The following is a 25057-nucleotide window of genomic DNA, read 5'->3' on the forward strand; positions in this document are numbered from 1 at the left end:
TTAAATTATTGATTAGAATCTATCCATATAAATTTAGATCTATACAATAAGTATATAGAAAAAAAGCAAGAAAATCTGATAGGTTTAGAAAATAACACTCGGAAACGCTTAATTGTTAATTAACATTTTAAGATGTGTACTTGGTTGAAATTCCTGAGAGCTTCGGGATATATATGAAACAAACTATGGATTCATGCATCTTGCACAATACAACCATATTGTCGAATTTTCAAAGGATTTAGGGTAAAGAATAGAGGTAGTAAAAGAAAATAACGATTAATATCATTTGTATTAGTAAAATATTTTAATATATTTGTCTCAATGTATAAAAACGGTATTAAAATACATTCAATAGTATTCTTGCTAATTTTTTCTAAAAAAACATGCAAGATAATAAATAAATGTATTACATTTGCCCCGTCAAAGGACGTAGTCCTACAAGAACTATGTCATACATTTGCATGGCAAATGTATGACAGATGTTAGGAATCATACCATGAATGTAAAGAATCTATAAGTAAGGTGGTTATCACCTCCTTGGATCTTATTCATATAGTGACTATTATTATTAAACAAAAAACAATTAGTATGTTGAAAATTGCAAGACCAGTCAGCTTTTTGCTGTTGTCTGCTGCTTTATGTTCCTCAGGAACAGTGTTCGCAGCTAATGAGACAGCAACTCCTAAAGTTGGTATTTCTCAGCAACAGAAAAGTTTGAAAGGAACAGTTAATGATGTACTGGGCCCCGTAGCAGGTGCTTCAGTTGTCGTAAAAGGTACGACGAACGGTACGGTTACTGACATGGACGGTAACTTTGTTTTGGAAGTGAATAACGGTGATGTTCTTCAAATCTCTTTCATCGGTTATGTAACACAGGAAATCAAGTACACCGGACAAGCGACTTTGACTGTGAATCTGATGGAAGATACTCAGAAACTGGAAGAAGTCGTAGTTGTCGGTTACGGTACACAAAAGAAAGTGAACATGACCGGGGCTGTTGCACAGATTGACAGCAAAGCGTTAGAAAATCGCCCGGTTCAGAACGTTTCTACCGCATTGCAAGGTACTATGCCGGGTGTTCAGGTTACTTCCGGCGGTGGCCGTCCCGGACAGGATGGTGGTACGATTCGCGTGCGTGGTGTTGGTACATTAAACACGGCTGATCCTTATATTTTGGTGGATGGTATCGAAACTGGAACGATGAACTCGGTTGATCCGAACGATATCGAAAGTATTTCTGTATTGAAAGATGCTGCTTCTGCTGCGATCTATGGTTCGAAGGCGTCAAATGGTGTAATCTTGATTACGACAAAACGTGGTAAGACAGGTAAACCACGTATCTCTTATAATGGATATGTAGGTTTCCAGAAACCGACGGAAATGATTGACCGTATCAGCTCTTATGACTATGCGCGCTTGTATAGCCAGTCTATGATCGATGAAGGCTTGAATCCCCGTTTCAATGAAACTGATATTGAGAATTTCAGAAATGGTACTTCTCCTAACACGGATTGGTATGATGAAGCCTATAGAACCGGTGTACAGCATTCTCATAATGTAAGTGTGAGCGGTGGTACGGAAAATGCGAAGTATATGGGATCTGTCGGCTATTTGGGACAGACCGGTATTTTACCGAATGCGGACAGACAGCAATTTAATGCTCGTACAAATTTGGATCTGAAGCTGAATTCCAGATTGACGGTTCGTTTGAATTTGGCATATATCAAGAATGACTATTCCGACCCAATTTCTTCTTATGCATCTGGCATAAGTGAAACTGGTGATCCGAATAGTGCTGCCAGCTCTGATCAGATTATCCGTCAGTTGAACCGTATTGCTCCGTGGATTGTAGGTCGTGCTGAAGACGGTACTTATGGTACTATTGGAGATGGTAACCCACTTGCGTGGTTGGATGTTAACCAAACTGTTGACCGTAAAAATCAGAATTTCTCTGGTACCCTGTCTGCCGATTATAAAATCATCGACGGTTTAGTTGCAACAGTGACGGGTTCTTATGTTAACAATCAACAACACTATCGTGCATTTCAAAAATATATTCAGTACAATCCGAATAAGGAAACAGAACCGAATCGTTTGGAAGAACGTTTTACCGGTTGGCATCGTGCAAACTTTGATGCATTGTTGAATTTTGACAGACAATTCGGTGAACACGGTTTGAAAGCAATGGCAGGTTGGCATACGGAAAAGTATGACTACACCTATAACCAGCAGTTCCGTAAGAATTTCCCGACTAATGATCTGACCGATATCGCGGCTGGAGATGCTGCTACTCAGAAGAACAATGGCTATACACGTGAGTTGGCGATGATTTCTTGGTTCGGACGTATTAACTATGATTATGCCGGCAAATATTTGTTGGAAGGTAATATCCGTTCTGATGCTTCTTCCCGTTTTGCTGATGGTAATCGTTGGGGATATTTCCCTTCTTTCTCTGCTGCATGGCGTATTAGTGAAGAAGGTTTCATGGAAAATACGAAAGATTGGTTGAACAACTTGAAGATTCGCGGATCATGGGGGTTACTGGGTAATCAAGATGCATTGACTGATTATTATCCTTGGATGAATACCTATAATCTAGATGCAAGTTATCCGTTAGGAGGTGCTTTGCAGTCGGGGTATTATCAGAAAGCATATAAGCTGTCTTCTATCTCTTGGGAAAAATCTCGTACATGGGGACTTGGTTTTGATGCGACAGTCAATAACAAGATCAATGTGACATTTGACTACTATGACCGTAGGACAACAGGTATTATCATGGATGTTCCGGTTCCGGCAGAATTTGGTTTGGATGCTTATAAAGATAATGTAGGTGAAATGTCCAATCGAGGTGTTGAAGTGATTCTGAGCTACAACAACAAATGGGGGGATTGGTCGTTTGGTGCAACCGGAAACTTCTCGTACAACAAAAACGAATTATTGGATTTAGGTTTGAGTCCGGATGCCGGAGGTGTAACGGCTGATCCGAACAATGGCAATAAGGTTCGTAAGATTGGTGAAGCGCTGAACACATATCGTGTTTATAAAGCAGATGGTTTCTTTGAATCGGATGAAGCAGCTCAGGCTTGGATGGATAAATATTCCACACAGGCAGGTTATCCGTTTGGAACTAAAAAGTTCAAGGGAGGTGATCTGATCTATCAGGATGCAAACGGTGATGGTAAAATGACGGCTGATGACCGCGTCCTTGCAGGTTCTTCAGATCCTAAATTTACGTTTGGTTTGAATCTGAATGCTGCTTATAAAGGCTTCGACTTATCCATGTTGTTTACGGGCGCGGCTGGCGTGCATCGTTTGATCAACCAGGAAGTAACAGGCTATTTCGGTGGCGATGACTCACATCCGGCAACTGTATGGTTGGATGCTTGGACACCGGAAAACAAAGATGCAACGATGCCACGTGTGGCTTATGATGTAACATCTCCGAGTCTGTCATCTAATGTCGTGTCTACATTCTGGTTGCAGAATTCCAGCTATTTGCGTATGAAGAACCTGCAATTCGGTTATACACTTCCGAAGAATGTGATCAAATCGGTTGGAATTGAAAACGTACGTTTCTACTACTCTGTAGAAAACCTGTTTACTATCCATAATATGCTTGTCAATGTGGATCCGGAAATCGGAGATGAACGCGGTTCCAGTTTCCCGTTAACTCAGACACATGCTTTTGGTGTGAATGTGACATTCTGATAAGAACGATTGTTTAAGATTAAAATTAAAGAATAAAATATGAAACGTGTATTAGTATATATGCTGGCCGGGATGGCATTGGTCGGGACTTCCTGTTCGGACTTTTTGGATACGATTCCCCATGACGCACTGTCTCCCAGCACAACTTGGCAAACAGAAAAGGATGCTGAAAAGTTTTTGATTGGTTGTTATGACGGTTGGGCTGATGAAACGGGTATTCTGTATTGGGATTGTGCTTCCGATTTCGGTTTCAATTTCCATGTCCATGAAAATTATCGGAATATCGGAAATGGTAGTATGACTGCCAGCAACGCAGTTGCAGATTATTATAAATTTGGAATGATCCGTCGTTGTAACGATTTCTTGACCAATATCCAAAATATTGAATTTGCGGATGCAAAGAAGAAAGACAATATGATTGGTCAGGTGAAAACGATCCGGGCTTATACTTATTTCAATATGAACTGGCAGTATGGCGGTGTACCTATTATCGATTCTTATGAAACAGCTGAAGAAGCACAAGTTCCCCGCAATACGGAAGAAGAGGTGAAAAAGTATATCTACGACGAGTTGGATGCTGCTATCCCGATGTTAGATGATGCTCCTGCCGCAAGTGGTTATATTGCCAAAGGTACGGCTTTGGCTATCAAGATGCGTTCAGCCCTTTATTATGCCGACTATCAGCGTGCGAAAGAGGCTGCAAAAGCTATTATGGATTTAGGACAGTATGAACTGGATCCGAGCTTTGAAAATATATTTATGGTGAGCGGACAGAATTCGAAAGAAATCATAGCTGCTGTGCAACATGATGAAAATCTGTATTCAAATTGGATGATCGCCACGATGTATAACAATTCGGATGCAGGTTGGTCTTCTATGGTTCCATCCAAAAATCTGATTGATGCGTATGAAATGAGTAATGGTTTGACAAAAGAAGAGGCTGGTAGTGGTTACGATCCTGTTCATCCTTTTGCAAATCGTGACCCGCGTATGGCAATGACGGTTCTTTATCCGGGTATGGATTGGGTTAATTATAAGGGAGAAGAAACGATCATTAACACATTGGATAAGGAGGTGAATGGTAAAACGAATCCGGATCATCCGGGTACGGCCAACAACTCTTCGAAGACGGGTTTGACTTGGGCTAAATATTTGGCTCCGATGTCTCAATATGGAGATGTTTGGTCTTCGAATGCGCAGACGATCATTTTCCGGTATGCAGAAGTATTATTGACATATGTGGAAGCTGAGAACGAATTGAACGGCCCGTCTGCTGAAATATACGATATGTTGGATCAGATTCGTACGCGTGTAGGTATGCCGAAAGTAGATCAGAGTAAATATGGTACTAAAGAAACATTGCGTGAATTGATTCGTCGCGAACGTTCTATCGAGTTAGCTGGTGAAGGCCTTCGTCGTGCCGATATTCTTCGTTGGAAAGATGCAAGTGGCAAGATGGTTGCTGAAACGGTATTGAATGCTCCTTTGGAAAGCTTCACCGGAACGATCAATTATGATGAAAAAGATCCGTACAAACGTGCAGTCATAAGTGGTGTCGAATTAGTTGAAAACCGTTCGTTCGCTCCTCATAACCGGTATTTACCGATCAAGCAGGATGCACTTGATAAAAACAAGCTATTGAAACAGAATGACGGTTATTAATAAGAACTGATATATTTATCATGTTTTAAGAGGGATATATTGGATCATTTCCAATATATCCCTTTCCTTTGTACAGAAAAACACTAACATAGCATGAAGCATTATCGAATTTTCTCTTTTATCTTGTTGTTCATTTGTGCTGCATTCGGACAAAGTTGCAGTATCTCCTCTTCCGGCCGGGAAGTCCTGGACATGAATACCGACTGGGCTTTTTATCGGGGGGATGTGGTGGAAGGGAGCCGGACGGATCTGGATGATTCAGGATGGATACCTGTCGCACTACCCCATATCATGCAACTGGAAATGAAACATTGCGGCGGGAACTCCATTTATGACGGGATCGGTTGGTATCGCCGTTATTTCAAACTGCCTGCGAAGTATAAGGATAAACGGATTGTCGTCTCTTTTGAAGGAGTGATGACGAATTGCGATGTTTATCTGAACGGCCAAAAAGTGACGGAGCATCATGGTGGTTATATGGGATTTGTCGCAGACCTTACGGACCGTATCGATTGGAACGGTAATAATGTGCTGGCTGTCCGGGTCTCTGCCGAGCCGGACCCGCTGACACCTCCGGGAAAGCCGCAGGACAAAATGGATTTCTATTATTATAGTGGGATTTATCGGGATGTCCGGATGGTGATTACGGACAAAGTATATATCACCGACCCGTTGCAGGAAGATATTGTTGCCGGTGGAGGTCAGTTTGTGACGTATCCCGAAGTGACAAAAGACAAGGCGAGGGCACATCTTGCGACTCATGTCCGGAATTTGACGGATAAAGATCAGACATTGTCTGTTTTCTCGCAACTGGTCGATTCGGCTGGCCACGTTATTGCTGAGGCTGAAACACCGGTCACCTTGCACAAGCAATCGGACAGAACGGTGGAGCAGGACCTCTTTGTTAACCAGCCTGCTTTATGGCATCCTTATACGCCTAATCTCTATACCTTGCGTACGCAATTATTATCGGAAGATAAAGTGCTCGACGAAACCACCCGGAAAATCGGTATTCGTACGATCCGGTACACGGCCGAGGAAGGATTCTTTATCAATGGTGAAAAACTGTATATGCGCGGAGCCAACCGTCACCAGGCTTTTGCCAATGTTGGGGATGCGGCTTCCAACTCAATGCAGGTACGGGATGTGATCGACCTGAAACGGGGTGGTTATAATGCGGTTCGCGCCGCCCATTATCCGAATGATCCGGCTTTCTTGGAGGCGTGTGACCGGTATGGGCTGTTAGTGGTGGAGTGTATTCCCGGATGGCAGTTCTATAATCCGGATTCAATCTTTATTGAACGTTTGTATGAAATCGGACGCCAGATGATCCGCCGTGACCGGAATCATCCTTCTGTTGTCCTTTGGGAAACGGCTTTGAACGAATCCCGTTATCCGGTCTCTTTGGCAAAAGAGATTTTCGAACTGTCTCATGCCGAATATCCGGGCGATCAGATGTACACGGCAGGTGATTACTTCGGGCATGCGGAAATGGAGCCCTATTATGATGTCTTTTATAAACAGGTTTCCAAATTCCCGAAAGACGGGGATGTGATGAGTAATTATCCGGAAGATTTTATAGTAGTCAAGCCGTTGTTTACCCGCGAATGGGGAGATGGCGTGGGCGAAAAGCCACGTGTCAGCTTGAAAGAAAGCGAGGAAGAACAGATGCGCCAGTGCCGCAGCCGTATCGAGCAGTTGAATGGTAAAGGCTATTTTGACTGGTGCATGCTGGATGCCAATCCACATATGGGTGGACATTTCGTTTGGAGCTACAATGACTATGCACGGGGCAGCCAGGATGAAACGATGTATAGCGGTGTGGTGGATATCAACCGGTATCCGAAATTCAGCTACTTCATGTTGCAGAGTATGAGGGACAAAGCAGTTTCACAACCCGGATTGTATGAAGGGCCGATGGTCTTTATCGCTTCCTATAATGCTTCGGGAGATTTCGCCTCGTCTACAACAGATATAACGGTTTTTTCCAACTGCGACGAAGTCCGTCTTTATCGTAATGAGAAGTTGATCGGAACTCAGACACGGGAAGAACGGACACCTCTGTTTCGTTCGATTGTCGAGAAAGGCGGCAGTCCAATGTTCGTCTTTAATGCCGGGGAATATGAAACTGGAACGTTAAAGGCGGAAGCGCTGGTTGACGGAAAGATTGTGGCAACCCACAGTGTGAGCACTCCGGGAAAAGCCGATCGTCTGGTTGTGGACATTAAGACGGATGGCATTGTTCCTGTTGCCGACGGCTCGGATATGATTCCTGTCTACTTTAAGGTCTGTGACAAGAACGGTTCTTTGATCTACAACTCTGGACAGGAAATCCGGATTCTGGTGTCTGGTGAAGGAGTGCTGGTCGGAGATACGATCAGCCGTATCGGTATCAATCCTCAGAAGGTGGAAGGTGGCGTTGGTTTCGCATTTGTCCGCACGACGAAGAAAGCCGGTAAGATTACGGTGAAAGCGACAGCAGAGGGTTTGTTCGCCGGTGAAGCGGAAATCAGCACGAAGCCGTTTGAAGGGAAGTCTCTGCCTGATGGAAAACATGCTCTGTTTACGGGGAAAGAGGAAGACAATGTTGTGGTAAAACCTTCTTCCTGGCAGAAGCGTATCTTGGAGAAACCTCGCCTGAAAATCGCGTCGGTTCAGGTTGGAAGCAGCCAGGACGGGTATCCTGCTTCCAATATAATCGACAATGACGATCATACTTGGTGGATTGCCGGAGAAGACCGGTTGCCACAGGTAGTCACTTTGATGCTGGACCGTCCGACATACGTGGCTGCCAGCCGTATCCTTTTCCAGAAAGACAGTTCTTCCTATAAGCATAAGGTAGAGACTTCTGAGGATGGCGAACGGTGGGAACTCTTGTATGAGCGTGAATGTACGGGCTGGGAATTTAAGCCGATGACGGTTGACCGGGAAGTGAAATATCTCCGCTTGACAATCGAGAATGTTTCCGAAGGGCGTGCCGGCCTGGGGGAAATCTCGCTCTATTAATATATTATATAATGTATAACGCGTCTAATCTGAATAGCATGAAAAGAATAGTATATATGTTGGCAGTCCTGTTCTACGGGACAAGCCTTTTTGCACAAGACAAGCCGTTCGACATTGAGCATGCGCCGGCTCCTTTGTTCCGTTGTCCTATCTATGACGGCCCTACCGACCCGACGCTCGAATGGAACACGGAGCGGCAGGAATGGTGGATGTTCTACACGCAACGCCGTGCCAATGTCCCTAACTTGCAGGAAGTGGCCTGTGTATATGGCAGTAAAGTCGGGATCGCGGCAACCAAGAACAACGGTAAAAACTGGTATTATGTCGGGACAGCGAACCTGCCGGAACCCATGCAAGGACAGAGCACTTTCTGGGCTCCCGATGTGTTCAAGCATAAGGACACTTATTACATGATCGTGACCTTTATCCCCGGTATTCATCCTTTCTGGGGAGGTGATGCCCGGCTTGTCTTTTACAAAAGCAAGGATCTGATGAACTGGGATCTGGTGGAGGAAATAGAAGGTACACATGGTTGTATCGACGCTTCGGCGTTTCAGATGCCGGACGGAACATGGAAGATGTGGTACAAGACCCCCGATTCCAAGACGAATACGGGTGTGAGCAAGGATTTGACGACTTGGAAGGTAACCGGCAAATGTGAGATTGACGATGTCCCGCATGAGGGGCCGATCGTCTTTTATTGGAAAAATAAATACTGGAACATCATCGACGAATGTAATCTGGGATATGTCGGCTTGCACTGTTACGAATCGGACGATGCGACTAACTGGACCTATAATTCGACAATCCTGAACAAACCGGGCCTCCGTCCGGACGATTTCGACCAGGGAAGGCATTGCGATGTCGTTGTGATCGGAGACCGTGCTTTTATTTTCTATTTCACCCATCCGGGACGGACGTATAAAATGGACGGTATGGAAGTGGAAGAAAATACTTGGAACTATCATCGTGCCTCTATCCAGATAGCCGAATTGGAATATGTGGATGGAAAGATTGTTTGCGACCGGGATAAGTATGCAAAGAAAGTCCCGTCACCTATCGAGCGGAAGAAGAAGTAAACGGGAATAAAAAGATGTATAAAATGAAAATAGATCGTTTGTTTGTTGTTTCTTTAGGGGCAATCACCGGATTGGCTTCTTGCTCGTCCGGACAGGATGAAGAGGCGCAAAGACCGAATATCCTGATCCTGCTTGCGGATGATGCCGGATATGCGGATTTTGGATTTATGGGGGCGACGGATATCCAGACACCTAACATCGACCGCCTGGCAGCCGAAGGGTGTATCTTTACGGATGCTCATGTGGCGGCGACGGTGAGCAGCCCTTCGCGATCCATGATGCTGACGGGCCGCTACGGACAACGCTACGGATATGAATGTAACCTGGATAAGCCGGGAGATGGCCTTCCTGACGATGAAGAATTGCTTCCGGCTTTGTTGAAACGGTATGACTACCGTACGGGCTGTATCGGAAAATGGCATTTGGGCTCCGAACCCTCCCAGCGTCCGAATGCGAAAGGCTTCGATACGTTCTACGGGCTTTTGGCCGGCCATCGTTCTTATTTCTATGATCCTGAAACCAGTGATAAGGATGGCAACCTGCAACAATACCAGTACAACGGGCGGAAACTGTCTTTCGACGGTTACTTCACCGATGAACTGGCTTCTAAGGCACAGCAGTTTGTTACGGAGAGCGAGCAGCCCTTTATGCTGTATATGTCCTTTACCGCTCCCCATTCTCCCAATGAAGCGACGGAAGAAGATTTGGCGCGTTTCGAAGGACAGCCCCGCCAGAAGTATGCGGCTATGATGTATGCGCTGGATCGTGGTGTCGGCAAGATTGTGGACGAACTGAAAGCGGCGGGCAAGTTCGACAATACGATTATATTCTTTTTGAGCGACAATGGCGGTTCCACGACCAACCAGTCCTCCAACCTTCCGTTGAAAGGCTTCAAGGGAAATAAGTTCGAAGGCGGACAACGGGTTCCGTTCTTTGTCGTTTGGGGCGATCGTTTCAAGCGGGACCAACGTTTCACCGGGCTGACTTCTTCGCTGGACATTTTTGCCACAGTGGTGGATGCGTTGGACATTCCGGAAGAAGGATTGCACAAGCCGATCGACGGTGTCTCCCTGTTACCGTATCTTTCCGGGGAAAAAAGCGGTAATCCGCATGAAGCCTTATTCTGGCGTAAGATGGATACACGGGCCATCCGTTCCGGTTCGTACAAGTTGATCATTACTCGTGGTGTCGATTCCGTCCTGTATAATATGGATCAGGACGTGGAAGAGATGCACGATCTTTTATCTTCCGAGCCGGAGAAGGCACGGGAACTCATGGAGCAGTTGAGCGAATGGGAGCAGGCCTGTTGCAAAGATCCCCTTTGGATAGAAGAGGGTTGGGCCGAAATCACAAACGGCCTGCATGAACGTTTGATGAAAAACGAGATAAGGACGGCACAGGATCTTTGATAAAAAAGCCTCGGCATAAAGTCGAGGCTTTTTTTATGGATAAATTGTATCTTTGCAGCCATAAAAGAGAAAAAATATGATTTCTGTTGAAGGACTTACAGTTGAGTTTGGCGGGTTTACGCTTTTTGATGATGTTTCGTTTGTGGTAAATAAGAAGGATCGTATCGCACTGGTGGGAAAGAACGGTGCGGGAAAATCGACGATGCTGAAAATATTTGCCGGCTTGCAGTCTCCTACCTCCGGGACGGTCAGCGTACCGAAGGAGACGACGATCGGTTATCTTCCCCAGCAGATGAAGCTGGCGGATACACAGACGGTACGCGAAGAGGCGGAACATGCCTTCGAGCATATCCATGAGATGGAAAAGGAGATAGAACGGCTGAACCAACAACTGGCCGAACGGACAGATTATGAAACGGAATCGTATCAGAACCTCATAGACCGTGTCACGCATCTGACGGAACATTTCCAGATGATGGGCGGCAACAATTACCATGCCGAGTTGGAACGGACGTTGATCGGCTTGGGATTTAGCCGTGAGGATTTCGACCGGCCGACCTCCGAGTTCAGCGGGGGATGGCGCATGCGTATCGAGCTTGCCAAGCTCCTGCTCCGCAAGCCGGATGTCCTGCTGCTGGACGAGCCGACCAACCATTTGGATATAGAGTCCATCCAATGGCTTGAAAACTTCATTGCGACACGTGCCAATGCGGTGATCCTTGTTTCACATGACCGGGCGTTTATCGATAATACGACTTTCCGGACGATAGAGATAGAGCTTGGGAAGATTTATGACTATAAGGTAAAATACTCCGAATATGTGGAATTGCGTAAAGAGCGCCGCGAACAACAACTTCGTGCCTTTGAAAACCAGCAGAAGAAATTGGCCGATACGGAAGCTTTCATCGAGCGTTTCCGCTATAAAGCGACCAAGTCCGTGCAGGTGCAATCCCGTATCAAACAATTGGAAAAGGTTGAACGCATAGAGGTGGACGAAGTGGATACGGCTATGTTGAGCCTGAAATTCCCTCCGGCTCCCCGTTCCGGTTCCTATCCGGTGATTGCGGAAGATGTGGCCAAGCGCTATGGCGACCATCTGATTTTCGAGCATGCCACTTTCACTATTAGCCGCGGAGACAAAGTCGCTTTTGTCGGCAAGAACGGTGAAGGTAAGTCCACGCTGGTTAAATGCATAATGGGAGAGATCACCGATTTTACAGGAAAGCTTCAGTTGGGGCATAATGTGAAGATCGGCTATTTTGCACAGAACCAGGCACAGTTGCTGGATGAGAATATGACCGTTTTCGATACGGTGGATTACGTGGCACAGGGGGACATCCGTCTGAAGATACGGGACATATTGGGGGCTTTCATGTTCGGTGGAGAAGCGTCGGACAAGAAAGTGAAGGTATTGTCTGGTGGAGAAAAGACCCGTCTGGCCATGATCCGTCTGTTGTTGGAACCGGTGAACCTGTTGATCCTCGACGAACCGACCAACCATTTGGACATGCGTTCGAAAGATGTGCTGAAAGATGCTTTGAAAGAGTTTGACGGTACGGTTATCGTCGTCTCGCACGACCGTGAATTCCTGGATGGACTGGTAGACAAGGTTTATGAATTCGGAAATAAACGGGTGATCGAACATTTGGGAGGTATTTATGATTTCCTGGAACATAAGAAGATGGATAGTTTGTGCGAATTGGAACGTTCCACCCAAACGACAACCTCTATGGAAGGAAACGCTTCGGAGCCGACCCGAAACAAGCTCTCTTATGAAGCCCGCAAGGAACAAAGCAAGGCAATCAAGAAGGTTGAAAAAGCGATAGCCGAATCCGAAAAGAAAATAACGGAACTCGAAAACTCCATTGCTGCTATCGAGGCCAAGCTCGCCACTCCCGAAGGGGCGGCGGATGTTTCCTTATATACCGAATATTCCGAATTGAAGAAGAAACTTTCCGACACGATGGATCTCTGGACGGAACAGACCCTCGAACTGGAAGAACTGAATGCAGCCAATAGTTAGCAGTCGATTCTTGGTAGATACGAATCATAAATGATGATTTGCAGTCCTGCTATTTAAGCATGGATTGCGCGGATTTCCGATCCTGCTAAAATAAGGATACTGTAATTATAACTAATAAACAAATACACAGATATTTACTGCCATTACTACCATTCTTTTACTTTTCGCCCTTAGTCGAAAAGGCTTTTGACAAGTGTCGAAAGGGCTTTTGACCAAGGGCGAAAAGATCTTCGACCAAGGGCAAAAGGTCAATGATTGGGCTGTTTGACAATAGAAGCATGGCTATTGTCACTTAAATAAAACCTTCCTGGACCGACTTGCTCTCTCTGTTTTGAAAAAGTAAATATTAACGCTTGGTTTTTAACTCTCTTTAGAAAATCTTCCTACCTTTGCCTACTTAAAACTAAAAAACACAAACTTAATTCTTGCGCTATGTTAACTCAGATTATAAATGGCAAGATCCTTACCCCACAGGGCTGGTTGAAAGACGGTTCTGTTCTGATAAGCGATAACAAGATTTTGGAAGTGACTAACTGCGATCTGGCAGTGGTAGGAGCCACTTTGATAGACGCTAAAGGCATGTATATCGTGCCGGGCGGAGTAGAAATCCATGTTCACGGCGGTGGAGGCCGTGACTTTATGGAAGGTACCGAAGAAGCGTTCCGGGCAGCGGTAGCCGCTCACATGCAGCATGGTACGACCAGTATTTTCCCCACATTGTCATCCTCGACCATCCCGATGATCCGCGAAGCAGCTGCAACGACTGAAAAGTTGATGGCGGAAAAAGACAGTCCTGTCCTGGGGCTTCATCTGGAAGGGCATTACTTCAACATGAAGATGGCCGGCGGGCAGTTGCCGGAAAATATCAAGAATCCGGATCCGGAAGAATACATTCCCCTGTTGGAAGAGACACATTGCATCAAACGTTGGGATGCCGCTCCCGAATTGCCGGGTGCCATGCAGTTCGGTAAATACGTCACCTCGAAAGGCGTGTTGGCATCTGTCGGTCATACGCAAGCCGAATACGAGGATATTCAGACTGCCTACGAAGCCGGATATACCCATGCCACGCACTTCTACAATGCGATGCCCGGTTTCCACAAACGTCGTGAATATAAATATGAAGGTACGGTCGAGAGTATTTATCTGATCGACGACATGACGGTCGAGGTGGTTGCCGACGGTATCCATGTGCCTCCGACGATCCTTCGTCTGGTCTATAAGATCAAAGGCGTGGAACGTACTTGTCTGATCACCGATGCGCTGGCTTGCGCCGCAAGTGACAGCCAGACGGCGTTTGACCCGCGTGTGATCATCGAAGACGGTGTTTGCAAGCTGGCCGACCGTTCTGCTCTTGCCGGCAGCATTGCGACTATGGACCGCCTGATCCGTACGATGGTTCAGAAAGCCGAGATCCCGTTGGAAGATGCCGTTCGCATGGCTTCTGAAACTCCGGCACGCATCATGGGTGTTTACGACCGTAAGGGGTCTTTGCAGCGAGGTAAGGATGCGGACATCCAGATTCTGGATAAGGACTTGAATGTCCGTGCTGTCTGGGCGATGGGTAAATTAGTGGAAGGAACGAATAAACTGTTTTGATTTATGCTGACACAAATAATAAATGGCCAGATCCTTACCCCTCAGGGATGGTTGAAGGATGGCTCCGTATTGATTAGCGACGGAAAGATTCTGGAAGTGACGAACAGCGACCTGGCTGTTATCGGCGCCAAGGTGGTGGATGCCAAGGGTATGTATATCATTCCCGGTTTCGTAGCCATGAACGTGCATGGCGGAGGCGGCCATGATTTTAAGGAATGTACGGAAGAAGCCTTCCATAGTGCTATTGCCGCCCATATGAAACACGGTGCGACTACTATTTTTCCCACTTTGTCGTCTTCTCCTAAAGAATCGATCTGCAAGGCAGTCTCCATTTGCGAGAAGCTGATGGCGGAAAAGGACGGTCCCGTATTGGGACTTCATGTGGAAGGACCGTATCTGAATGCCAAGATGGCCGGTAACCTTTATGATGTGAAAAATCCGGATAAGGAAGAATATATGTCTATCCTGGAAAGTACGAACTGTATTAAGCGTTGGGATGCCAGTCCTGAATTGCCGGGTGCGCATGATTTCGCCCGTTATCTCAGGTCGAAAGGTATCCTGGCTGCCATTACGCATACGGAAGCCGAATTCGAGGATATCAAAGAAGCCTATGCGGCGGGTTTTACCCATGCGGCACAGTTCTACAACGCAATGCCCGGTTTCCACAAGCGTCGTGAATATAAATACGAAGGAACGGTGGAAAGTGTTTTCCTGATGGATGATATGACGGTGGAAGTAATTGCCGACGGTAAACATTTGCCTTCTACGATTCTTCGCTTGGTGTATAAGCTGAAAGGTGTGGAACGCACGTGCCTGGTAACCGATGCGTTGTCTTATGCTGCAAGCGATGTGAAACCGGACGAAGGCTCACGTATTATCATTGAAGATGGTGTTTGCAAGTTGGCCGACCATTCTTCGCTTGCCGGAAGTATCGCTACGATGGATGTGCTGGTCCGCACGATGGTTCAAAAAGCCAATGTCCCGTTGGCCGATGCCGTTCGCATGGCTTCCGAAACTCCGGCACGCCTGATGGGGGTATCCGACCGTACGGGTACGTTGCAGCGCGGAAAAGATGCCGACATCATCATCCTGGACCGTAACTTGACTGTCCGTGCCGTTTGGTCGATGGGAAACCTGGTTCCGGCTGCCAATACGCTGTTTTAAGAAGATTAGAACTGATAAAGAATGAAGAACAGGTTTGTGGATGACGCGGATAAAACGGATTGGAATTATTTTATCCGTTAAGATCCGTCCGATCCGTGTCATCCGCGAACCTGGTTCTTAAATGATACATTTGATTCATCTCTGCCAAAATCCGTAATATCAATATTTCCTATAACCGTATTGATTTTTTAAATGCTCTGTAAAGCTAAGTTCGTTTATTTATTAGTATATTTGTGATTCAAGTTATGATATAATATACTAAATCGAGAATTAAACATGAAAACAGACCTTAGTTCGCAGATTACCCTGACGCGAATACCGCAGCGGTATTATCGCCCGGAGAATGCTTTTGAGCATTCAGTTTTGACCCGTCTGGAAAAGATCCCGACAAACATCTACGAATCGGCCGATGAAGGTTCGTTTGCCATCGCTAAGGAGATAGCAGACCAGATTCGCAAGAAACAGGAAATCGGTGAAAACTTTGTGATGGCTATTCCCGGAGGCCGTTCTCCGCTGAGCGTATATAAAGAATTGATCCGTATGCATAAGGAAGAACAACTGAGCTTCCGCAACGTGGTTGTCTTTGTTGAATATGAATTCTTCCCGCTTGTCTCTCCTTCCGCCGGCAACGTGGCACAGCTGAAAGAGGCTTTGCTGGACCATATCGATATTACCCCTGAGAATGTTTATGCTCCCGATGGATGTATGCCGAAAGATGCCATCATCGATTTCTGCCGGATGTACGAAGAAAACATCCAGAAGGCAGGCGGTTTGGATTATATCCTGTTAGGTGTGGGACATGCGAGCAACATTATGTTTAACGGTGTAGGTGCGACGCTGAGTTCGCGTACCCGTCTGGTTCTGTTGGAAGGAACTGCCCGTAAGGAAGCTTCCCGTACGTTCCCGTCACTGGACAATGTGCCTGCGGGAGTCATCACGATGGGGATCGCTACCATGATGAAAGCCCGTAATGTGATCCTGATGGCGTGGGGTGAAGATAAGGCGAAGATCATCGCCAAAACGGTGGAAGGCAAAGTGAGTGACGCTGTTCCCTCTTCTTACCTCCAGAATCATACGAATGCGAAAGTCGTAGTCGATCTGTCTGCCGCGTATGATCTGACACGTATCAGTCATCCTTGGCTGGTTACCAATTGCGAGTGGGATAACAAGCTGATCCGTCGCGCAATCGTTTGGTTGTGCCAGTTGACAGGCAAACCGATCTTGAAACTGACAAACAAGGATTATAGCGAAAACGGCCTGGGTGAGCTGCTCGCCCTGTACGGTTCGGCCTATAATGTGAATATCCGGGTATTCAACGATATCCAGCACACGATTACCGGATGGCCGGGCGGCAAGCCGAATGCCGACGATTCAAACCGTCCCGAACGTGCAACTCCGTATCCGAAGAAAGTGATTATCTTCAGTCCGCATCCGGATGACGATGTAATTTCGATGGGCGGTACATTCCATCGTTTGTGTGAACAGCATCACGATGTACATGTCGCTTACGAAACTTCCGGCAATATTGCCGTAGGGGATGAAGAGGTAATCCGCTATTGCGAATATCTGCGCGACGTTTGTGCCAAATATACGGAAGACGAAACGGTTAAGAAGAAAGCCGAAGAAATCATCCATTTCCTCCGTTATGAAAAGGTGGAAGGTGAAGCTGAAAAACGTGATGTCCTCTTTATGAAAGGCACGATCCGCCGGGAAGAAGCCCGTGCCGGTGCCCGTTACAGCGGGATCAAGAGTGACGATCATATCCACTTCCTCGACTTGCCTTTCTATGAAACAGGGCTGGTGAAGAAGAACGACTTGAGCGAAGCGGATATTGCCATCGTGAAGAAGTTGCTGACGGATGTGAAACCTGATGAGATGTTTGTAGCCGGTGACCTTGCCGATCCACATGGAACTCATCGTGTATGTCTGAATGCCGTTCTGGCAGCTATCGACGAGCTGAAGGATGAAGAATGGCTGAAGAACTGCCGCATCTGGATGTACCGCGGGGCTTGGGCCGAATGGGAAATGGACCATGTGGAAATGGCTGTTCCTATCTCTCCCGAAGAATTGCGGCATAAGAGAAACGCGATCCTGAAACACCAGTCTCAGGCTGAAAGTGCACCGTTCCTTGGAGACGACGAACGTTTGTTCTGGCAGCGTGCCGAAGACCGTAACCGTGCTACTGCCGAACTGTATCATCAGTTAGGCCTTGCATCTTATGAAGCGATGGAAGCATTCGTACAATATGTTCCGGTTCGATAAGTAAACCGGATTGTTATAAAAAAGAGAGGGCGGACCGATCATCGGTCCGCCCTTCCTTGTTGTTTAATATATATATGAATTAGTAAGTGGTTCCCTGGAAAACGTTGGAGTCTGAATAGGGAAGCAATGTTCCGTTCATTGTCAGGTTGTTTCCTGAGAAGTTCGGGTCTACGGTAACCATTGCATTATTGGTCCCGCTGTATAATACCAGGTTTACGGTTGCAGAGATAAAGATACCTTGTACGCTCATGGACAGATACACGTTTCCGTTGTTTTCTTGTTTGACCTGTACATTGGATGCCGAGCCTTGTACGGTGATGCCGCCTAATCCGTTAGGACCGGGGTAAGGAGAGTTGGATGCGATCTGAACCATGGCCTGTCCGTCATTCAACGAAACGAAGTTAGTGTTTGAGTTTACATAGTAAACACGTCCGTTCAACGGTTGTACGGAGTTGGCTTCGAGCACGAACGACCGGTTTGTGATAGCCTGCATGGCATTGTTGAATGCTTCTTCGCCCATAACGGCGTCCTTAGCTAACCTTTCTTCTTTTTTCTCTTTTCTTTCCTGCTTTTTTTCAGCTTTTTCTGCGGCTTTACTTGTCTGAGCCTGCACATGTGTCATGCCACCCAACAGAAGGGTGAAGATCACCATCATAGATACAATTCTTTTCATACGACTTAGTTTAAAACGTTTATTCAAAAATGTAATAAAAGAACAAGCAGATAGGGGAAATGTTTAAAATCTCCCGTATTTTTGCAGGTATAATAATCGTTTGATATGAAAATAGATGTTTGTTTTTCACCGGCATTATATCCGGTCTATCATAATCCGGAAGCTATCGTGGTGGTCGTGGATGTGTTTCGGGCAACGACGACGATGGCCGCCGCTTTTAGTAACGGAGTGCGCAGTATCCGTCCGGTCGCTACCGTTGAAGAGGCTGAGGCATATAAGGCAAAAGGCTGGCTGGTCGGAGCGGAACGGAATGTGAAGCGATGTGGTTTTGCCGATTTCGGAAATTCCCCGTTTGATTATACGGCGGAAAAGGTTTCCGGGAAAGATATTGTGTTCACCACGACCAACGGTACACGTGCGATCACGATCGCCAAATCCGCTTTCCGGGTCATAACGGGAGCTTTCATCAATCTGCAGGCGGTGGCCGGTTACTGTGTCTGCCATAAGCGGGATGTGGTCGTGCTCTGTTCCGGCTGGCAGGATAAGGTGAATATAGAAGATACGCTTTTTGGAGGAGCTTTGACGGATGCGTTACTGAATACCGGTTTGTATGAGGCGGGCAGCGATGCTGCCGTGATTGCCCGGGATATGTGGACGGGCAACAAGGCGAACCTGCTTGCCTATCTGGATACGACGGATCATATGGGACGCTTGAAAGCGAACCATCTCGAAGATGCTGTTCCCTATTGCCTGACTTTGAGTATTACGGACAAGGTTCCCGAACTTTCGATAGAAGGAGATACATTAATATTACGCTGATAAGGAATGGAATATATGGAAGAACATGGTGGAAAAGTACGTTTTGGAGTAGTCGGAACCAACTTTATAACCGACTGGGTGATTGCCGGAGCGCGGCAGGATGACCGTTTTGAACTGGTTGCTGTTTATTCCCGTAAGCAGGAGACGGCGGATGCCTTTGCCGCCAAACATCAGATACCTTATACTTTTACCTCTTTGGAAGAGATGGCAAAAAGCCCGTTGATCGATGCCGTGTATATCGCATCGCCTAATTTCCTTCATGCGGAACAGAGTATCTTGTGCATGAAGCATGGAAAGCATGTACTCTGTGAGAAACCTTTCGCTTCGAATGCGTGGGAGGTGAGAGAGATGATCGCAGCCTCTGCAAAATATGACGTTACGCTGATGGAGGCGATGAAACCGACCCTTACCCCGAATTTCCGGTCTGTGCGGGAAAACTTAGGACGCTTGGGAACGATACGGCGTTATTTTTCCTGCTATTGTCAGTATTCTTCCCGCTATGATAAGTTCAAGGAGGGAGTTGTGCTGAACGCATTCAGGCCGGAATTGTCGAACGGGGCGATGATGGATATCGGGATTTATACTGTCTATCCGATGGTCGTTTTGTTCGGACGTCCGAAAAAGATAGATGCTTCAGGAATCGTTCTTTCATCCAGTGCGGACGGACAGGGAGCCGTCAATTTCGAATACGAAGGGATGAATGCGACCGTTCTCTATTCCAAGATAGCCAATTCATCCTTGCCGACAGAGATACAGGGAGAAGAGGGAAACATAACGCTCGACCGGATCAATATAATCGGAGAGGTAAAATATACTCCCCGTCTGGCGGCCGCTTCCGGTAGAGGTCCCTCTGCCGAAGCTCAGGATATAAGCGTCGTGACGGACAAGGATGAATATTATTATGAGGTGGCGGAGTTTATCGATCTGGTTCTGTCCGGCAAACGCCAGTCTGGAATCAACAGCCACGAACACTCCCTGATCACGTTGGAGATCATCGATGAGGTGCGCAGGCAGTTGGGAATCCGGTATCCGGCTGATCGATATTGATTGTTACTTTTCTCCCAAGAGAAAAGTAACAATCAATATTCCCGAAGGAAATACCGCATCAGGAACTCCCAGTTCTCGTGAACGATCGCTTTGCTACGTTCTTCACCGGCCAGGCTCTTCGCTTGCGCATCGGCTAACATGCCTTTTTCTTCCAATATTCTCAGCAGATACGGGCTGCATTTCCGGATCATGAAGAAGGACAAACCTTGGTTTTCCGCCTTTTTCTGATTGTAGAAAGGATTGTTTTCGTCTTTGATATACTCAACACCATCGGCCAGGACTTGCAAACCTTCTGACGGAGTGGCATAAACGGCAAATTTCCGGGAGGCGGTATCGCCTGTCGCTCCTTCCGTCTCGATGCCGATCTTCGTCAGGAAGTCGAGGAATTCACGCTTGTTTTGGAAATAAAGGAGTGCTTTTCCTTCTGCCGCTGCCGTGAATTTCTCAAAGTGCTCGGTCAGCATTTTCTTGCTCTCTTCGGACACCGGTTCTTTGAATGCCTGTGACTTTTCACCTTCTTCAACGAACAAGCTGTGATCCGGATGGTCTGCCGGAAAGATCAGCGAAAGCCATTTGGGAGCCGTGTAAGCCAAAAATGCACTTTTGGAAATATGTGCCAGAGCCTCGTAGGCGGTCATGATGAACTGCTCGTCTTTCTCTTTCGTTTGTTCCCAATATTCCTTAACTGTATCTGTCAGTTCCTGGTGTGAATCGGTAAACAGGTAACATTGGTAATGAAACCAGTGAAGCAACTCGTTATATTTGTCGACATCCTCATAGCGGGTTTCCGGGGCAAAGAGCTGTTGCAGCCGTTCGTTCTCCGGTGCAGTTGTCCATTCGTCACAGAACATCTGGTAGATCAGTTTGGCTGTGTCGCCGTTTGCCGCATTGTCGGGACTGACGAATGTGCCTTTGTGAAACCCGTGATACTGCTGTGTGTAATGCCAAAGCAAGAACCGGATATCTTCGTAGTTGACCTCGTCATCATAATAGTGATCGTCAGGTGTATAAAACGGCAGGAATTTACCGTATAAGGCTTTGTGTTCCGTGATGAATGAGCGCCAGATATTCAGACCGGAAATCACATCTTCGAAATAGGCAGCCATGCGTATACTGATCTGTTTGACCTCGTCCTTCTCAAAAGAATAGGCAAGACGTGTTTCTTCCAACATGCCGTAAATACGGTTTGCAATATTGGTATAATAGGAATCTGTCGGATCTGACTGTTTATAAGGGTGCAACTGCAACCAATCTTTCGGATAGATTTTAATGTTCTTCATACTATAGATTATTTGTGCCCAATCGAGCAATAATTTTAAGGTCACAAATGTAACAAATATTTTACAATTTATTGTCCGGCAGCACCTCGTCTTTGAACTGTTCGTGAATCCCCCTCCCGGCTGTGTGCAGAGAGGGGGATTTTTATGTGGGGGCGGTTCGCGATCGCCCTCAGTTTGCATATAATAAACAGGGTTAGCGTACGATTATTTTCCGTGGCATTTCTCTTGAGAGGTGTACAATGTAGACTCCTGCTGCCAATCCATTGAGCCGTGTGTCGCCTACCGGAATGTTGCGGTAGAAGAGAGTGCTTCCGGCGAGGTTTACCACCTGTACCTGCTGCGGGGAAGAGGTGTGGATGAAGATCGTGCCGTCGGCGGTCCATATCTTCGTGTCTGTTTCGATACTTTTGATACTTGTTGGAAGATTCTTCACGATGCCGGAGATAGAGACGACAATGTCTTCAGCCACGTTGTTGATCTTGTATCTGCCATTCGTGTCCGGTATGATCGTCTCGCCGCGATCGGTGGTGACAATAGGGATGGACTCACTATAGTTTTCATCCAAGGTGATGGCGAAGGTGAAACTGTATCCTTCCTCGACCGTATGGTCACCTGCCTGCTTGCTGAGTGTCGCACCTTCTACGGAGGGGAGAGTGACGGTGTAGTAGGTGGCTGCCGGCGGAGTATATATCCTCTTAAACTCGGCAGCGACTGTAAAATCACCGTCGGGAGCAGTAAAGCTGCCATCTGTATCAACCGTCACATTGTTATTACCCTGTCTTACAGAGAAGCTTTTGATACTATATCCTGGTGAAGGAGTGGCGATTATAGTCATCGGTGTGCCTGCTGGGACCTGGTCACCGTTTTCAAAGAGGGTTTCTCCCTGGTCGGCTCCGATCGTGCCTTTGAGAGCTAGCGTGCCGTTCTCGACCGTTGTCGGAAGGGTGATGGCACACAATGTGGCGTCACCCGGATAGCGGTAGTTGAAACCGGCTTTATAGAGCATCTTATTGTCGGCCTTATGGGTGAAACTGTATGTACCCGACAGTTCGGAAGCCGTGATAATCGACTGATTATCCGATGCTTTTCCGTTCAAATTGACCAGATGGAAATCTCCGGTCAGTCCGGTCCCTTCTATTTCCATAGTCTCTCCGTTCCCCATGTCGAGCCTGAATGCCGATGTCCGGTCCTTTTCTTTGATAAAAGAGTTTTCCAGGATGACTTTATCGATGGAGCGCAGTTCGGAAATCAGATAGGGAGTGTCGGCTGTTCCGCAGTTTCTGTAGGTTACATGTGTTTTGTGGTTATTGTTGCTGTCTATTTGTCCGATGGTGGTATGGCCTTTTTCTATGGTGATCTGGATTATTCCGCTGTAAGTGGGAGTTGGTGAATCTGCAGACAAGGAATAGTCGATGCCACTTATTCTTTTGACCTCTCCTCCTTTCACGTTTATGTTGATCTTCCCCTCGACAGCTGAGGAGCAACCGATCAGGCTCCCGGTGATTCTGCCGTCCAGAACGGTGAGATTGACATTTCCCGAAACTTTCCCGTGTACTGTATTATTGTAGTTAATACCAGCTCCGTGTACTTCCTGGATGGGATTATCTGCGGATGTGTCAAGTGTCACATCCGTGTTGCCTGCCGTGCCGGTTCCTTCCGTGTTGCCGATGATAAAGCCGCTGACAACCGTGTTTTCGCCAGAGATATTCGTCGTGGCTGTACCGGTGACGTCCCCGTTCCAGCCACCTCCGTAGATATGGTTTAGAGTTCCTCCGGTAATGTTCAACTCGGTATTGCCGACTGTGCTTCCTGCGGCATGGCTTCCACCGAAAACAGAGTTGTTCACGGTTCCGCCCGATATGGTCACCTTGGTTGTCCCTGTGATGTTACCGGCATTGCCGCCGCCGTAGATCCAGCCGAATTGTCCGCTTTTGATTACGATATTGGTTTTGTCGATCGTATTGTTGTCTTTAGTTCCTCCCCAGATGTTACGTATGCCGGTCAGGGTGTTGCCGTTGTTGGTGTATGTCGACGGGCGGCAATCGACAGACTCGTCGAATGTCAAATCGTGGCCGTTGGCATAAATGGTGCTCATGTTCAGTTTGATGCTTTTGAAGGTAAGGGCGGCTTGCAGTTCGAGGTCGCCGGCATATGTCAACGTTTTTCCGTCGCCTGTTATGATACAGGGTTTTGGAGGTGTGCTTGTAGCTGTTTCGTCGTCTAACAGAGTGATGATATTGATCGGTTCTTCGGAACCTGCGAGTGCAGCTGTTGCCTCCGCCCATGTTTTGTAACTTGTCCCGTTGAGGTCAACCTTGTCTTTGGTCACCGTGTTTCCTGTTATCTGGTTTGCGGTCAGTGCGCCTTTGCTATATATGGTTCCTTGATTATCCAGTGTTCCGTTTACGGTGAGCGAGCAGCCTGTCGGGATGAAAAGCGTCTGTCCGTTCTTGATGGTGCAGTCTCCTGACAGCGTCACGTCTCCGTATACTTCACCATAATATCCTAATGTCCCGGTGTTCCGGTAGTTGTAGAACAGAACGGAATTTTCCACCTTTATGTTGTGGTTGTAGAGAGGTAAACCGGAAGGATTGGTCGTTTTTTCCCAAGTGATATCCAACCATGCATTGTTCCTGAGGATTGTTTCACCCGTTTTTCCCCACTCTCCGTTTTCGTCTTTGGCATTGCCTCCTACCGACAGGCCGTTTGTGATGACGGTCGAGCTTTCTATCACAAGTATGGCTTTGTTCTTGATCGTGCTCGTACCTGCGTTAAAAATGGCGCTGGGGGTGTTCGTGCTGTTCAGGGTTAAGGTCCCGTCTCCCTTTATAGTCAGGGTTCCGCCTGGGTCTTGCTCTGTGGAACCGATATTGAAGAGGATGGCCCTGCTTGCTCCTTCGATGTAATTGTCTCCTTGTAGCGTGATTGTTGAATTGGGAGGAAGCTCTATGCCCATCATCTGACTTGTCCTTAGGTCTATTCCGTCAAGAGCCAGTATCTTGTTGCTGAGGTCCCAACGATATCCGTTGCCGTTTATGTCTGTTGTAGCGTTTGCGCAGTCAATGGTGGTTGTGACGGTTTGAGAGGATACCGTAAATGGCATTAGTATCATGATACTAATCAATACGCCAAGAATCTGGCGTATTGTACTTTTAATATTTAAATCTCTATTCATGTGTATGTAGTTATTTAGGTGTTATGAAAAAAGCATCCAATTTGATGAATGCCTCCTTTGGATGCAAGGGAGAGATTCACTTGGAGGTAGTGGAGATGTTTCCTTCGAGGCGAGGGAGTCTCTCCCTTGGCTCGAAGGAAACGTCTCCATC

The 25057-nt window shown here is 46.8% G+C and carries 14 protein-coding genes; 11 read left to right on the forward strand and 3 right to left on the reverse strand.

Going from position 1 to position 25057, the window contains the following annotated elements; translation table 11 throughout:
• Positions 1–588 precede the first annotated feature (588 nt).
• The 9 genes from NQ542_RS00990 to NQ542_RS01030 all read left to right on the forward strand — a co-directional run bounded on the left by NQ542_RS00990 (position 589) and on the right by NQ542_RS01030 (position 17912).
• Positions 589–3708 (forward strand): SusC/RagA family TonB-linked outer membrane protein, encoded by a 3120-nt coding sequence (locus NQ542_RS00990; RefSeq protein ID WP_005651195.1) that lies wholly within the window; start codon positions 589–591, stop codon positions 3706–3708.
• Positions 3709–3747: 39 nt separating this feature from the next.
• Entirely contained in the window at positions 3748–5370 is a 1623-nt protein-coding gene (locus NQ542_RS00995; protein WP_005641239.1) for a RagB/SusD family nutrient uptake outer membrane protein, read from the forward strand.
• A gap of 93 nt (positions 5371–5463) precedes the next feature.
• On the forward strand, positions 5464–8376 hold the full coding sequence (locus tag NQ542_RS01000) for a glycoside hydrolase family 2 TIM barrel-domain containing protein (protein WP_005651198.1): 2913 nt from the start codon (positions 5464–5466) through the stop codon (positions 8374–8376).
• Between the two features lie 38 nt (positions 8377–8414).
• Positions 8415–9455 (forward strand): glycoside hydrolase family protein, encoded by a 1041-nt coding sequence (locus tag NQ542_RS01005; protein WP_195565091.1) that lies wholly within the window; start codon positions 8415–8417, stop codon positions 9453–9455.
• A 23-nt stretch (positions 9456–9478) separates the two neighbouring features.
• Positions 9479–10864, forward strand: a complete 1386-nt coding sequence (locus tag NQ542_RS01010; RefSeq protein WP_005651200.1) for a sulfatase family protein — start codon at positions 9479–9481, stop codon at positions 10862–10864.
• 76 nt (positions 10865–10940) lie between these two features.
• Positions 10941–12887 (forward strand): ABC-F family ATP-binding cassette domain-containing protein, encoded by a 1947-nt coding sequence (locus NQ542_RS01015; RefSeq protein WP_005641232.1) that lies wholly within the window; start codon positions 10941–10943, stop codon positions 12885–12887.
• Positions 12888–13319: 432 nt separating this feature from the next.
• A complete protein-coding gene (nagA, locus tag NQ542_RS01020) occupies positions 13320–14486 on the forward strand; it encodes an N-acetylglucosamine-6-phosphate deacetylase (RefSeq protein ID WP_005641231.1) in 1167 nt (388 codons plus the stop codon).
• 3 nt (positions 14487–14489) lie between these two features.
• Positions 14490–15650: an N-acetylglucosamine-6-phosphate deacetylase gene (gene nagA, locus NQ542_RS01025; protein ID WP_005641229.1), complete on the forward strand. Its 1161-nt coding sequence runs from the start codon at positions 14490–14492 to the stop codon at positions 15648–15650.
• 276 nt (positions 15651–15926) lie between these two features.
• Positions 15927–17912: a glucosamine-6-phosphate deaminase gene (locus tag NQ542_RS01030; RefSeq protein WP_005641227.1), complete on the forward strand. Its 1986-nt coding sequence runs from the start codon at positions 15927–15929 to the stop codon at positions 17910–17912.
• Positions 17913–17991: 79 nt separating this feature from the next.
• Here the strand turns inward: NQ542_RS01030 and NQ542_RS01035 are convergent, their stop codons facing one another.
• On the reverse strand, positions 17992–18585 hold the full coding sequence (locus NQ542_RS01035) for a DUF4251 domain-containing protein (RefSeq protein ID WP_005641225.1): 594 nt from the start codon (positions 18583–18585) through the stop codon (positions 17992–17994).
• 105 nt (positions 18586–18690) lie between these two features.
• On the opposite strand from NQ542_RS01035, the gene NQ542_RS01040 reads away from it, so the two are divergent.
• Positions 18691–19404, forward strand: a complete 714-nt coding sequence (locus tag NQ542_RS01040) for a 2-phosphosulfolactate phosphatase (RefSeq protein ID WP_005641221.1) — start codon at positions 18691–18693, stop codon at positions 19402–19404.
• Between the two features lie 6 nt (positions 19405–19410).
• Positions 19411–20451 carry a Gfo/Idh/MocA family protein gene (locus NQ542_RS01045; protein WP_005641219.1) on the forward strand — a complete coding sequence of 347 codons (1041 nt, stop codon included), beginning with the start codon at positions 19411–19413 and terminating at the stop codon, positions 20449–20451.
• Positions 20452–20483: 32 nt separating this feature from the next.
• Here the strand turns inward: NQ542_RS01045 and NQ542_RS01050 are convergent, their stop codons facing one another.
• Together NQ542_RS01050 and NQ542_RS01055 are read right to left on the reverse strand one after the other, a co-directional pair.
• Entirely contained in the window at positions 20484–21731 is a 1248-nt protein-coding gene (locus NQ542_RS01050) for a DUF3843 family protein (RefSeq protein ID WP_005641217.1), read from the reverse strand.
• A 193-nt stretch (positions 21732–21924) separates the two neighbouring features.
• Complete coding sequence (locus NQ542_RS01055) at positions 21925–24906, reverse strand: InlB B-repeat-containing protein (RefSeq protein ID WP_005641215.1); 2982 nt, start codon at positions 24904–24906, stop codon at positions 21925–21927.
• Positions 24907–25057: the final 151 nt, after the last annotated feature.

This window comes from Parabacteroides merdae ATCC 43184, assembly GCF_025151215.1.
Taxonomy (GTDB): domain Bacteria; phylum Bacteroidota; class Bacteroidia; order Bacteroidales; family Tannerellaceae; genus Parabacteroides; species Parabacteroides merdae.